Below are 13,000 nucleotides of genomic sequence, written 5' to 3' on the forward strand. Positions count from 1 at the left end.
TTATTTTGGACAACCTCCTTTAAATGGGTTTATTACCGATGATTTTACCTTTAAATGCGGGGTTTGCTATGTTATAATTATATCCTGGAAAACAACCTTATGAAGGAGGAAGATAAAAGTGGCGTTCATGAATGCTAGAAAGCGAAACAAGAGAATAATTATCATATTTGTAGTGTTAATTTCTGTAGGGCTTTTGGGGACTACCATTCCAATGGGCTTTTCCTATATTGGAGACTATCTGGGGAACAGCAATCAGGGGACTACAGGTTTATCCGGGTCGACTGAAGATAGGGCGGTTCAGGATTATATTGAGGGTGTGAAGCTGATGGAGCAGCAAAAGCCTGATGCTGCCGGTGAGAAGTTTGCATCTGCTATCAAAGGCTTTGAACAGGTATTAGAATCTGACCCCGGGAATTTACCGGTTTTGGGTGACCTGGCCACGACATATTTTTATTCGGGAAATGTAGACAAGGCTGTTTACTATGCAGAAAAGGCGCTGGAGATTGAACCCAAATACACGACGGTAAGGCTAAATTATGCCAGATACCTGTTTTATGGCAAAAACGATGTTGATAACGCTATAAAACAGTTGGAGCAGATTGAGGAAAGCGACAGTTATTATCAGGATGTACTGCGGTTGAAGCAGGAGATAGAAAGCGCCAATTCACAACCTCCATTACCCCAAGGCAATCAACCACAACTGGAAATTCCGGAAGGGAAGAAATAAATATCAGGCATAAAAGGGTGCGAATCGATCGCACCCTTTTTATGTAGAAAGCATTTCTAGTTATTTCCGGTGGGTTTATTTGATGCACATCTGTATAATGGAAACAGAGATACATTTAAGATGTTTGAGATAAAGAGATAAAGAGATAGAGAGATAGAGAGATAAAGATAAGATGGAACAAGATCTTAGCGGAGGGATGAGTCATGGATAATTTTGCGCTGCCTACCATGAGCTCTGGCCTGGTACTGCAAAAATCGGGGAGAATACTGTTTGCTGCGGCCATGTTGTTTGTGATCTTTTCTATTATTCAGCCTGGTGTGGCAAAATCACAGATTTACAAAGGCTTTAGGGAGCTATCTAAACACAGGATGATGTGGCAGACCCGGGGTTGGAGTGAGGTGCACAGTTCAAATTTTGTAGTCCGTTATACTGCACAGGATAGCAGTATAGCCGAAATGGTTCTTGAATCTGCTGAACAGAGCTATGAACCTGTTACCCGAAATTTTGCCGGTTCATACCGGGGAAAGATACTGGTAGTTGTATATCCTACCAAGGATTCACTGGGACGGAGCTTTGGTTGGGCTGCCGATGAAAGCGCTATGGGGGTTTACTGGGCAGGGGTGATTAGGGTGCTTTCACCCAGCGCCTGGATTGAAGAGGATGACCCGGAGGTAGTTAAAGAGGTGTTTAATAATGATGGCCCGCTGGCTCATGAATTTACCCATCTGCTGGTAGACTACGAGACAGGCGGGAATTATACGCGATGGTTTACCGAGGGGATTGCTCAGTATATTGAGGCAAAGGTTACCGGATACCGAATGGATTACCGGAGTATCCGTGATTATGACGCAATATATCCCCTGTCCCGTATGGACAGAGATTTTGATAGTCTGAATGACCAGAATATGGCTTATTTGCAGTCATTCCAGATAGTGAATTATCTGGTAGAACTCTATGGCGAAGACAGTTTGCGGGATATCCTGGAACAGTTGGGCCGTGGACGGTCGATGGAAGCCAGTTTTAAGGATGTTCTGGGAATATCTTTGGAACAATTTGAACAGGATTTTGGTGAGTGGGTGATTGGGTAATTTAATAATAGATCCTGCTTATTTTTTCATAGGTTTGGGAAAAATAAAAAAAACCTTGAAGGAGGCAGGAATTTGATAAGTGATGATACTTCAATCCAAAGAAATGTTGAAAATGTTCTTAAAAACAACCGGCTGTTGCGGAATGCGGATATAAAGATTGAAACCAGGAATGGTGAAGTTACACTGTTTGGTTTTGTTGACGTTTTAGCGGAAAAGTGGGCTGCCGGAGCTGCTGTTGCCCAGGTTCCGGGAGTAACATCTGTTGATAACAGCCTTACCGTGGCAGTAGATGGGCCCATTGATGACAGCGATGTCGGAGAAGGGGTCAGGGAGAAATTCTGTGCTGCAGACAGAAACTACCTTCATGAGCTGACTGCAGAGGTTAATGATGGTGTTGTATGTATTCGGGGTCAGGCAGAGAGCCTGGCAGTAAAAGAGGCAGCAGTAATGGCTGCCGCAGGAGTCCCGGGAGTTAAGGATGTTGTGTCAATTTTGCACATTGGCGTGCCGGAATAAGAATAAATATGTCGGGTAGAGGGCAGGTGTTAAAACATCTGCCCTGAAATATTTTCACCTTTACAGTCTATGCAGGAATAATGCACTTGAGATAGAATATACAATAAATGCAGGTTTATGACCGAAATAATTGATTTGTGGTATATGCCATGGGAGGTTAAAGGGTGCAAAAATTGTACATAAAAGGCGGCAAAACACTAGAAGGGAAAGTAAGAATCGGTGGAGCCAAAAATGCTGCGTTGACCATAGTTTGTGCTTCATTACTGGCAGGAGACACTGTTTGCCTGGAGAACATGCCTGACATAACAGACGTTAATGTCTTGCTTGATATTATAACAAATTTAGGGGTAAATGTAGTGAGAAAGGGACCGGATGTTGTCGAAATTACGACACCTGACCGTATATCAACTAAAACCCCTTATCGTGAGGTTAAAAAGTTAAGGGCATCTAATCTACTTCTGGGACCATTGCTGGCACGGTTCTGCAATGCGGAAATTGCCCTTCCGGGAGGCTGTAATATAGGGAGCAGGCCAATGGACCTGCACATCAAGGGTTTCGAGGCTCTGGGGGCAAATATAAGCCTTGAGCACGGTTTCATTAAGGGCCGCTGCAGCCGACTGTCGGGGTCTAAAATATATCTTGATTTTCCGAGTGTTGGCGCTACCGAAAACATCATGATGGCAGCCGCTTTGTCTAAAGGACAGACGGTATTGGAAAATGTCGCTAAAGAGCCGGAGATAGTGGACCTGGCTAACTTTTTAAATAGTCTTGGGGCTAAAATCAGGGGCGCCGGGACCGATGTGATTAAGATTGATGGGGTCGACCAGTTAGGGGGAGGCCGCTATTCGGTTATTCCTGACCGTATTGAGGCAGGCACCTTTATGGTTGCTGCTGCGGCTACCCATGGCGACCTGACTATCGAAAATATTATTTCCACCCATGTGGAGCCCCTGATAGCAAAACTGCGTGAGGCAAATGTGGAGGTAATTGAAGACGATGAAACGATTCGGGTTATTGCCCGGGACGAACTCCGGCCTATTGACATTAAAACACTGCCATATCCCGGATTTCCTACTGACATGCAGTCACAGGTGATGGCTATGCTTACGGTTGTTAAAGGCACCAGTGTCATTGTGGAAAACGTCTTTGAAAACAGGCTTCAAGTAGCTGATGAGTTTAAGCGAATGGGCGCCAAGATAAAAGTTGAAGGCCGCACGGCGGTAATCCAGGGTGTCAAGCGGCTTCAGGGAGCTCAGGTGAAAGCGTCGGATTTACGGGCGGGTGCAGCCCTAATACTGGCCGGCTTAATAGCAGACGGGGATACCGAAATCTGTAACACGTGTTATATTGACAGGGGATATGAAAAAATTGAGCAAAAACTAATTTCACTGGGTGCAAGTATCAGCAGGATTTGATCAGGTCAAATGCAGTGGTTGATTTTTACCAAAATTTTATAGTTTTTTAGCAGGAAAACAGGTAAGGTAAGACGAAGTATAAAAACAGCTAAATTTGTCTAAGGATGTGTTATTATGTCAAAGAGGCAAGTATTTAAGATAAAGCCCCTGGTTCAGCTTGGCATAATATTTATCAGCATCACAGGCGGAGGCACACTTATCTGGACTGCATTTTTACTTTACTACTTCCGGGCTACACCTGATGAAATCAAGTCTTTATTTATGTGGGTGGGACCAATCGGAATCGTATTTGGTTTAGTGCTGTTACTGTTGGTTAACCGGCTGCTTGTAAAAATATTTGAGATTTTCCTGGATGTTATCAGCAAGGTTGCTGATAAGGACCTGACTCAGAAAATAGATTTTCCAACCAATGATGTGTTTGGGCGGATGGCTAAAGCCTTTAACAAAATGGTTGAGGATATCAGGCAGACTATCAGACAGAACAAGGAGACCGCACATCTTGTGGCATCTGAGGCCAATGAGGTTTCCATAGCCATCGACCAGGCAACAGCTTCGGTCCAGCAGATATCTGCGGCAATTCAGCAAATAGTGGGAGGTACCCAGGGACAGGCTTATCAGTTAAACGAAACCCTTCAGATTACGCGAGAACTGTCTGCCGCAGTACAACAGATAGCCGCTAATTCCCAGGCAGCACACACTGCTTCCCTAAATGCCTCGGAACTTGCCGTCAAAGGGGCCGGAGAAGTTGAAAAGGCCGTTGTGATGATGAATACCATTTCAGATACTGTAGCCGATTCTGTACAGGTGGTTAAAACCCTCAATGAACGGTCAGAGCAAATTGATGATATTGTTAATGTGATTACCTCCTTTGCAGATCAGACTAATCTCCTTGCTTTAAATGCGGCTATAGAGGCTGCCAGGGCCGGTGAACACGGTCGCGGGTTTGCTGTGGTTGCTGATGAAGTCAGGAAGCTGGCTGAGGGTTCGGCAAAGGCGGCACAGCAGATTGGCGAATTGATTAAGGAAATTCAGGAGGAGACTTCCACTGCTGTGAATGCAATGGTTGTTGGCAGTAACGAGGTAGAAGAAGGTGTTGTTGTCGCATCACAGGCACAGACAGCATTAAGTGAAATAGTTGATACCGTTAATAAGACCGTACGGATGGTGCAGGAAATTTCCACTGCTGCCCAGCAGCAGTCCAAAGGAATTACACAGGTGGTCCAGTCCATTGATAAGGTCAGCAATATTGCCCATCAGGTATCTGTGGCTACTCAGCAGGTTTCGGCATCAACTCAGCAGCAAACCAATACCAATGAGCAGGTTAATGCAAATGCTTCCAGAATGGCTCAGTTTGCTGCAGAGCTTAAGGAGCGGATAGGTAAGTTCAGAGTTTAAATCATTCTGACATACTAAAGCCATGGGTTAGGTCCATGGCTTTTTTGTTGCGGTAGTTTGTTATAGCTGATATTATTAATAATGGTTGATGCGTCAGACAGTAAGAGTAATTTCGGTAAAAGCAATAGAAGGTGTTATTATGGGCTATACATCGGAAACAACGGTAATGTTTCCGGGAAAGACATTTAAAATTAATGTGGTTGAAGATGTCGACTACCTCCTTGATTTGGTGGAAACAGATGATGATGTTCCTTTCTGGGCAGTGCTGTGGCCTGCTGCCCTTGGGATGGCGGAGTATTTTTGGCAAAATACCGCTTTTGGCGGAAAACGTATTCTGGAACTTGGCGCCGGACTCGGTCTGGTGGGTATAGTCGCCGCAGCTAAAGGAGCTGAAGTGGTACAGACGGATTTTATTTCTGAGGCATTGCAGCTAGCAGAGCAAAATGCCCGGATTAACGGTATAAGTAAAATCCAACGAGTTCTGGCAGACTGGAGAGAATTCCCGCTGGATGAGCGTTTTGACCTGATTATTGGTTCGGATATTCTTTATGAACCGACCCTGCATCCTTTTCTTAAGGAAATATTTCAAAACAATCTCAAGCCTGGCGGGACAGTGGTTCTTGCTGATCCGGGCAGGGATGATGCCAAAAGTTTTATCAGCATGCTTCAAAACGAAGGGTATCAGACTAATACAGTTACCAAAGAGGTATTTGAGACTGGGCGCAGGATTTGTGTATCTATTTATTTTTTGAACAAAAGCGGAGGTTAATTTATGCGGGTTTGTACTTTAGCCAGCGGAAGTTCCGGAAACTGTACATATATTGAGGGGAATGGGGCTTCAGTGCTGGTAGATGCCGGACTAAGCGGGAAAGCAATAAAACAGGGCCTGGAGACTATTGGTGTCGATCCTCTGGACCTGGATGGGATCATGGTTACCCATGAACACCTGGATCATATTAAGGGTGCAGGTATTCTTTCCCGAAGGTATGATCTAAAGATTTATGCAACAGCAATGACCTGGGAACAAATGCTGCCCACTGTAGGGAATATTGAGGACTGCAATAGGGGGGTTCTGCGCAGGGAGGACTATCTGGAAATTGAGGATCTTAAGATTGAATGTTTCGAGACATCACATGATGCTGCCGAATCAATTGGATTTTGTTTCGCCAGCGGGAGGGTGAAAGTCGGAATAACCACTGATACCGGATTATTAACCAGACAGGCGCGAAAACACGTGGATGGCTCCGATTTGTTGATATTTGAAGCCAATCATGACCTTGATATGCTTAAAAGCGGCAGATATCCCTGGAGTGTGAAGCAGAGGATTTTAAGTGACAGGGGTCATATGTCCAATATAGCGGCAGGGCACTGTTTAGCTTCTCTTATCAGCGGGAAGACTAATAAAGTAATTTTAGCTCATCTCAGCAGGGATAATAATACTCCTGAGCTGGCTTTTAAAACAGTTGCCGATGTATTGCAGGAATCCGGTTTAACGCCAGGGCAGGATCTCGTTATGGAGGTGGCTCCGAGGTTTGGACCGGGAACAATCTGGGATATGGTGTGAAGGAGAGGTTACCTATGTATCATGATGACCATGATTTTTATATGGGACATCGCCGCCCCAGTCTGATATCATATGTAGCTGCTGCATTAATTGGGGCAGTAATCGGAGGCATGATTGTTGCTTTTGTGACAGCAGGTCTTTTCGATAACCCCACAAAAATGAACACTCAGGATAAAAAGAGTCCTGCTCCGGTGCAGACACCGGGAGAGTCACCGGTGGTCAGAATTGCAGAAGAAGTTGGCCCAACTGTCGTGGGAATAAGCAACCGTGTTGACGTTTCTTCCTTTTTTAATAATCAACAGGTAGAACGGGGAACCGGTTCGGGAGTCATATTTAATGAGGCAGGCTATATAGTAACCAATTATCATGTGATTCAGGATTCAGACCAATTGATTGTCACCCTTCCAACCGGCAAGCAGGTATCAGGCAAGCTTGTTGGCGCAGACAGGAGGACTGACCTGGCTGTTATTAAGATTAATGAGAAAGGCTTGGAAACCGCGGCATTTGGAGATTCGGATAAGATAAAGGTCGGGGAACTTGCTGTGGCTATCGGAAATCCGCTTGGAGAGGAACTGGCCAGCACTGTAACAACAGGTGTCATCAGCGCCCTGAACAGGACTGTTGATGTTAATGAACAACGATTCCAGCTTATACAGACAGATGCTGCGATAAATCCCGGAAATAGTGGAGGGGCTCTGGTTAACTCCAGAGGTGAAGTTGTGGGAATCAATAGTGTGAAAATTGTTGATGTTAATGTCGAAGGCCTTAATTTTGCCATACCAAGTAATACGGTAAAGCCTATAGTTGAGTCAATAATTAAAAATGGCAGGGTCATCCGCCCTTGGATTGGGATAATCGGGGGGGACGTAAACCCTGCGATCAAAGAACGTTTTGGGCTTGCCGTTGATAAAGGAGTGTTTGTCAGCGAGCTGCCCCCGGCGGGACCTGCCGCTAAAGCTGGTCTTAAAAGCGGGGATGTCATCATCTCCTTTAATGGGCAGGACACCAAGGACTTTGGCGATTTGCGCACATATATTGACAAGCAGAGTATAGGAGAAGAGGTAGAGCTTGTCGTGATGCGTGGTGCAAATAAAAATAGCATCAAAGTAAAGCTGGAACAAATGCCTGAGGAATAAGTTAAACCCCAGTGAAAGGTTATTCTGAGCCTACGTCCAGCATTTCGTACAGCATTTTGACCTTTGATCTGCTCATCAGGGCATCATTGCTTGTGTTAAAAAATTTTACCAGGTATGAGTTATCTCCCCACGGCAAGATCTTCTCAACCATTTTCAGGTTAATTAAGTAACACTTATGAGACCTGAAGAAGTTCGTGGGATTTAACCTTTTTTCAATTTCATTTAGCGGCTCATGGGTTTCAAACTTACCCTTAACAGTATGAATCACGGTTTTTTTTCGTTCCTTTTCCATGTAGAAAATCGAATCAGCGTCAATGAAGTGAAGCTCATAGCCACACTTCACATATAGCTTGTCAGTTGACTTAAAAACGTTGAAGAGTTTTTGCAGGTCCAGTTCCCGTTCTTTAATGAACCCACGGATTTTATCCAGAGTTTTTAAAACCCTGTCTTCATTATACGGTTTTAGAATATAGTCAAAAGAGGAAACTTCAAATGCCTCAACGGCAAAATCAGAATGACCGGTCACAAAAACAACCAACAGGTCTTCGTTATAATCTAAAAGAGTTTTTACTGCTGCCATGCCATTGACCTTGGGCATTTCTATATCAACAAAGACAACCTGAGGCATGTGTCTTTTGGTAAGATTAATCAGGTCCCGTCCGTCAGCGGCTTCGGCAACGACTTTAAAATCATCGTGTTTTTCCAGAATGTTTCTTAAGAATTTTCGGTTATTTGGCTGGTCTTCGGCAATTATAACTTTTATCAGCTTTTGGGACATATTATGGAAATCCCCTTTCAACTTAGTAAGAAGGGTAGGTTGTCCTACCCTTCTTACTAATGTTTGACTCTTCAGTTCTTTGTTACTTCTTCAGTTGCTGCGGAGCTTCCGGCTGGTAGCTGAGTAACCAGGAATACGTTGAAGCGCCAGCTGATGCGATGAGGGAAATAAGTGTAATAGCTGTCAGAATAAACATGGAGTTAAACCTTTTAAACATAATTTCACCTCCTTAACGTATTTTTAGTAAGCATAAACCTTTGTCTGCCGTATTAATGATTTTGTGTCCCCAAGGGGTAATCATCAGAGCCTGCCAATAAATACCCAGAGCAGTCGAGATTATAATTGTTGAGCTTAAGGCCTGATTACCGACAGTAATATTAACACCTAAAATTGTTACCAACCAGACCGCAAGGAATAGAAAGCTCAGCTTTGTTACTGTTTTTGTGGGTTTGGATGAACTACTGGAATAGTTGACACTATAACCCGGACCGAACTTGTCCAGGGTGGCTGCCATAACAATAGATGCCAGAAAAGCAGTTATCAGAAGATTAACCGGGCTCATGATGCTTAAGAGGTATACAGCCAGGTAACCTAAAGCGATATATGCCATAAGAGATACGATTAGGCAGCGCAGACTGGAAGAGCAGTGCTGTCCGCCTGTTAGAACCCTAAGAGGAATAGAGGTACAGAAAACGAATAACATTGGTAACAGCAGATTCAGAACGTATGCAATAAGAACAAGCAATAATAATTTAATGGTTTCTCCGATGATTAATTCGAGACCATAAGTAAGCACAGGAAGCTGTTCCGGCTTCCCTGCCTTCTCAGCCAGGTAACGGCCGGTTCTTTCAGATAAGCCGTGGATTGTCATTGATATCAATACTCCTTATTTAACCGGAATAATAACAGAGAAACTGGTTCCTTTTTCTTCTGAGCTTTTAACTATTATCTCTCCCCCGATTTGATCCACAATTTGTTTAACAACTGCCAACCCCAGCCCGCTGTGATTTTTCTTGGTTGTATAATTGGGTTCAAAGAGTTTGTCAATATCCAGAGGATCTATTAGAGGGCGTTGGTTAACAACTTCAAAAATGAAGACAAAGGAAAATTTCTTGAGACTGACCTTTACAGTGCGAAATTCTGGTGGTTCATCAGCTACCGCTTCCAGAGCATTATCAATAAGATTGCCAAGGATTTTGACCACTTCGTAAGGTTTGAGCTTCAGGCCCTCCAGTGGGGTTTCCTGCCTGACGTCGAGGATAATATTGAGCCTTTCAGCGACCGCTGTTTTGGTATTAAATAAAGCGCTGAGAACAGGGTCTTTTACTTTAATTACCCTACTGACACTTTGGATTTCCCCGAGAAGGTTTTCCATATAGCTTTTGGCTTCCTGAAGCTGGTCATTCTGCAGCATGGAATATATAACCTGAACATGATGGATAAAATCATGTCTTTGTCCCCGTATTGTGGTAAACAGCTTGTTAATATTGTCAATAAAAGCCTCCTGGGTTTCAGTTATAGTTTCCTGCTCAGAAAGGGTAAACAGTCTTTTCACTAAGAATATAGAAACTAAAGGGACGGTAAACAGGAGTAAACCGGCAATTCTGGTAAAGGCAATGTTGTCAAGCAATGGCCATAATTTATATTCCTGGTTGAAAATAATCATGTTCATTACTCCGGATAGGAAGGCTTGCAGCATAACCAGACTTATAAGCACCAAGTTTATTTTCTTGCTTCTGGTTTTGGGATAAAAGAAGCTGGTTGCTGAAACCAGGGAAACCTTCTTTTTTAATAATATAACTGTGACCGCTATCATTAATAAAAGATAAGACCATCCTGTAATGAGACGGTATAATGTATTTGAGAAAATTTCCTTAACGGGCATATTAAAGACAAGAGATGCTACGGGATAGGTGATGTATTCAAGCAAAGCTATAATTATGAACCCGGTAAATATGTAGAAAAAGGATTTAATAAAAGAAATTTTAAGATATTTTGCAGTTAGTATGATAAATACAGGAATTTCTATTAATACATTCAAACCGAACTTCAGTTCAGGTAACGCACGCACAATGTATGTGATCACAGCTAAAGATGTTCCCAATAAAACAATCCGGTAAAAGTTTTCCTTAACCTTGTATCCATAAATGGCAGCACTTAATGAAATCAGAATGGTACTTTCAGGGATGGAGTATAAAAGCAGAACAAGAATCGGCATTTTCTCCATTTTTATGGTATCCCCTTCCTTTAAAATCGTATTCTACAATACATTTTTGAATCCTTCTCCATGGGTTTGAAATACGGTAATTGTGGGATGAAATGCGGGTTTCGTGGGTTAAAATGCAGAATTGCTCAAACAAACCAAGGACAATTCCCATAAATGGAGGAAAATTCCAAACAATATACGTATATATCTTTTGAACACCCTTAAACCCTAAACGTTAACCATATTCGACATAAATAGACAAAATCCTTGCACTAGAATGATTATTGTTTCAGGAGGGATAGGAAATGAATATACAGATCTTCGCTATTGGAAAAGTGAAGGAAAAGTATATCTCTGATGGACTGCAGGAGTACCTGAAAAGGATGAGGCCTTATGCCTGTGTAGAGGTAAAGGAAGTGCCTGACGATAAAGTCCCTGAAGGACTCAGCGCCAGGGAAGCGGAGCAGGTAAAAGCCCGGGAGGGCGAGCGGATATTGAAGCTGCTTAAACCGGGGCAGGTGGTCATTGCACTCGACAGCAGAGGCTCGATGATTTCTTCTGAGCAGCTGGCTGAGGAAATTAGCGGGTGGGGCCTGGCAGGTAAGAGTGATCTTGCTTTCATTATCGGGGGTTCGCTGGGACTGCACAGTGAAGTTATTGGCAGGGCTGACTTGGTATTATCATTCGGAAAGATGACATTTCCGCATCAACTTATGAGGCTGATCCTGCTGGAACAGATATACCGGGCATTTAAGATAAACAGGGGTGAACCGTATCATAAGTGATTGCGGTTTTCATGTATATATTTAACAATATAGAAGGATTTTGGGGGAAAAGGGAGAATGTTCATTAGTAGAAAATTATGTTCCCCTTTTAAGTTTGTCGATTATATAGTTAGGGCAAGCGTATCGAGGGTGTCTGTAGTTTTGGTGTGGATTGGTTTCAACTAAGATTTCTTAGTACATACTTCAATAAAAAATGAATTGTATTATGTCGATAATTTATTGATAATATGTAGCGGGTTATGATAGTATTTGTTTTGAAATAAATGGAGAAAATACTATGCCGAATAATCGCAATTTTAAAACTACAAATGGGTTAATGAGTTATCTTCGTAGCTGTGGTATTGTCATAAATGGCAGTCATCAAAAGAGATTGTTGATTAATTATGGTTATTACCATGGTTATAAAGGATATAGATTCTTTCATGACCCAAAGAGAAGGATACCGTTTGCTGATTTTAAACATCTTGTGGATATAATCGAATATGATAACAGTTTAAAAGAATTGTTCTATTCGAAATTAATGTTTATTGAAACTGCATTAAAAAATTTGTCAATCGAGTATATACTTATTGATGCAGGTACTAATGAAATCAATCAGATATTTATTAGGTCAATGCCTGGAAGGAGAGCAGCACCAGCTGGTGCAAATGCTGAAACGAAGAAAAAATTAGAGATAAAGAAGCAAAAATGTATACATAAATTCCGAGGGACACTCCTTAATGATTATAGTTACAGTAATAAAATTGTTTCTAATTTTTATGATAAGATAGCATATAATGATGTACCTGTATGGGCAGTATTTGAAGTTATCACCTTAGGGCAGTTTGGTAACTTCGTATCTAATCTTAATATCGGATTAAGGGATAGAATTTCAAGAAATTTAAGATTGGATTTATCAGGAGACACAAACCGTACATTGTTATCAGATATGATATTTGTCATTCAAGATTTAAGAAACGCAGTTGCGCACAATGATATTATATTCGATACACGATTTCGGAAAACCGATATCCGTGCTCCTTTGAAAATATGTATGACGCATGAAATTGGGTTACCTTATGCTAATTTCAAATCATTAGTTGATTATGTTAGTTTGATTGCCTATCTTATGAAAAAATTGTTAGTTTCTAAACGTAAGATATTGAGTTTTATAAGTGGTTTTGAAGATGAGATTATTTCTTTACAGTCACGTTTGCCTGTGAATTTGTTCAACATGGTTGTACATCCAGATACTTTAAATAAAATTGGGACACTAAAAACTTTTATACGAACTTAACAAGTTATTGAATATTTGTATATAAAATGGTACAATATAAGAAGGAATTGAGGCGCAAGTTTGCGGACTTGTGCTTAAGAGAGTCGGATACGTTCGACTCTCTTTTCTTATGTC

The 13,000-nt window shown here is 42.2% G+C and carries 14 protein-coding genes; 10 read left to right on the forward strand and 4 right to left on the reverse strand.

The window, feature by feature from the left end; translation table 11 throughout:
- Nucleotides 1-127: 127 nt before the first annotated feature.
- From Ga0451573_RS10830 to Ga0451573_RS10865, 8 genes are all read left to right on the forward strand, one after another.
- On the forward strand, nucleotides 128-727 hold the full coding sequence (locus Ga0451573_RS10830; RefSeq protein ID WP_231684251.1) for a tetratricopeptide repeat protein: 600 nt from the start codon (nucleotides 128-130) through the stop codon (nucleotides 725-727).
- Nucleotides 728-930: 203 nt separating this feature from the next.
- Complete coding sequence (locus tag Ga0451573_RS10835) at nucleotides 931-1,815, forward strand: peptidase MA family metallohydrolase (RefSeq protein ID WP_231684114.1); 885 nt, start codon at nucleotides 931-933, stop codon at nucleotides 1,813-1,815.
- Between the two features lie 72 nt (nucleotides 1,816-1,887).
- Entirely contained in the window at nucleotides 1,888-2,331 is a 444-nt protein-coding gene (locus Ga0451573_RS10840; protein ID WP_231684115.1) for a BON domain-containing protein, read from the forward strand.
- 164 nt (nucleotides 2,332-2,495) lie between these two features.
- Nucleotides 2,496-3,746: a UDP-N-acetylglucosamine 1-carboxyvinyltransferase gene (gene murA, locus Ga0451573_RS10845; RefSeq protein ID WP_231684116.1), complete on the forward strand. Its 1,251-nt coding sequence runs from the start codon at nucleotides 2,496-2,498 to the stop codon at nucleotides 3,744-3,746.
- Between the two features lie 114 nt (nucleotides 3,747-3,860).
- Nucleotides 3,861-5,141, forward strand: a complete 1,281-nt coding sequence (locus Ga0451573_RS10850; protein WP_231684118.1) for a methyl-accepting chemotaxis protein — start codon at nucleotides 3,861-3,863, stop codon at nucleotides 5,139-5,141.
- 139 nt (nucleotides 5,142-5,280) lie between these two features.
- Nucleotides 5,281-5,910 carry a class I SAM-dependent methyltransferase gene (locus Ga0451573_RS10855; RefSeq protein ID WP_231684120.1) on the forward strand — a complete coding sequence of 210 codons (630 nt, stop codon included), beginning with the start codon at nucleotides 5,281-5,283 and terminating at the stop codon, nucleotides 5,908-5,910.
- A gap of 3 nt (nucleotides 5,911-5,913) precedes the next feature.
- Nucleotides 5,914-6,705, forward strand: coding sequence for an MBL fold metallo-hydrolase (locus tag Ga0451573_RS10860; RefSeq protein ID WP_231684122.1), 792 nt, complete (start codon nucleotides 5,914-5,916; stop codon nucleotides 6,703-6,705).
- A 14-nt stretch (nucleotides 6,706-6,719) separates the two neighbouring features.
- On the forward strand, nucleotides 6,720-7,841 hold the full coding sequence (locus Ga0451573_RS10865; protein ID WP_231684123.1) for a S1C family serine protease: 1,122 nt from the start codon (nucleotides 6,720-6,722) through the stop codon (nucleotides 7,839-7,841).
- A gap of 19 nt (nucleotides 7,842-7,860) precedes the next feature.
- Here the strand turns inward: Ga0451573_RS10865 and Ga0451573_RS10870 are convergent, their stop codons facing one another.
- The 4 genes from Ga0451573_RS10870 to Ga0451573_RS10885 form a co-directional block, all read right to left on the reverse strand.
- Nucleotides 7,861-8,619: a LytR/AlgR family response regulator transcription factor gene (locus Ga0451573_RS10870; RefSeq protein ID WP_231684124.1), complete on the reverse strand. Its 759-nt coding sequence runs from the start codon at nucleotides 8,617-8,619 to the stop codon at nucleotides 7,861-7,863.
- A gap of 82 nt (nucleotides 8,620-8,701) precedes the next feature.
- Nucleotides 8,702-8,836 (reverse strand): cyclic lactone autoinducer peptide, encoded by a 135-nt coding sequence (locus tag Ga0451573_RS10875; RefSeq protein WP_231684126.1) that lies wholly within the window; start codon nucleotides 8,834-8,836, stop codon nucleotides 8,702-8,704.
- Nucleotides 8,837-8,848: 12 nt separating this feature from the next.
- Complete coding sequence (locus tag Ga0451573_RS10880) at nucleotides 8,849-9,490, reverse strand: accessory gene regulator ArgB-like protein (RefSeq protein ID WP_231684128.1); 642 nt, start codon at nucleotides 9,488-9,490, stop codon at nucleotides 8,849-8,851.
- A gap of 15 nt (nucleotides 9,491-9,505) precedes the next feature.
- Nucleotides 9,506-10,846, reverse strand: coding sequence for a sensor histidine kinase (locus tag Ga0451573_RS10885; protein WP_231684129.1), 1,341 nt, complete (start codon nucleotides 10,844-10,846; stop codon nucleotides 9,506-9,508).
- A 284-nt stretch (nucleotides 10,847-11,130) separates the two neighbouring features.
- Here Ga0451573_RS10885 and rlmH point away from each other — a divergent pair, with 284 nt between their 5' ends.
- Together rlmH and Ga0451573_RS10895 are read left to right on the forward strand one after the other, a co-directional pair.
- A complete protein-coding gene (gene rlmH / locus Ga0451573_RS10890; protein WP_231684130.1) occupies nucleotides 11,131-11,610 on the forward strand; it encodes a 23S rRNA (pseudouridine(1915)-N(3))-methyltransferase RlmH in 480 nt (159 codons plus the stop codon).
- A 277-nt stretch (nucleotides 11,611-11,887) separates the two neighbouring features.
- Nucleotides 11,888-12,886, forward strand: a complete 999-nt coding sequence (locus tag Ga0451573_RS10895; protein ID WP_231684131.1) for an Abi family protein — start codon at nucleotides 11,888-11,890, stop codon at nucleotides 12,884-12,886.
- Nucleotides 12,887-13,000: the final 114 nt, after the last annotated feature.

Origin of the sequence: Phosphitispora fastidiosa (assembly GCF_019008365.1) — a bacterium.
Classification (GTDB): domain Bacteria; phylum Bacillota; class Thermincolia; order Thermincolales; family UBA2595; genus Phosphitispora; species Phosphitispora fastidiosa.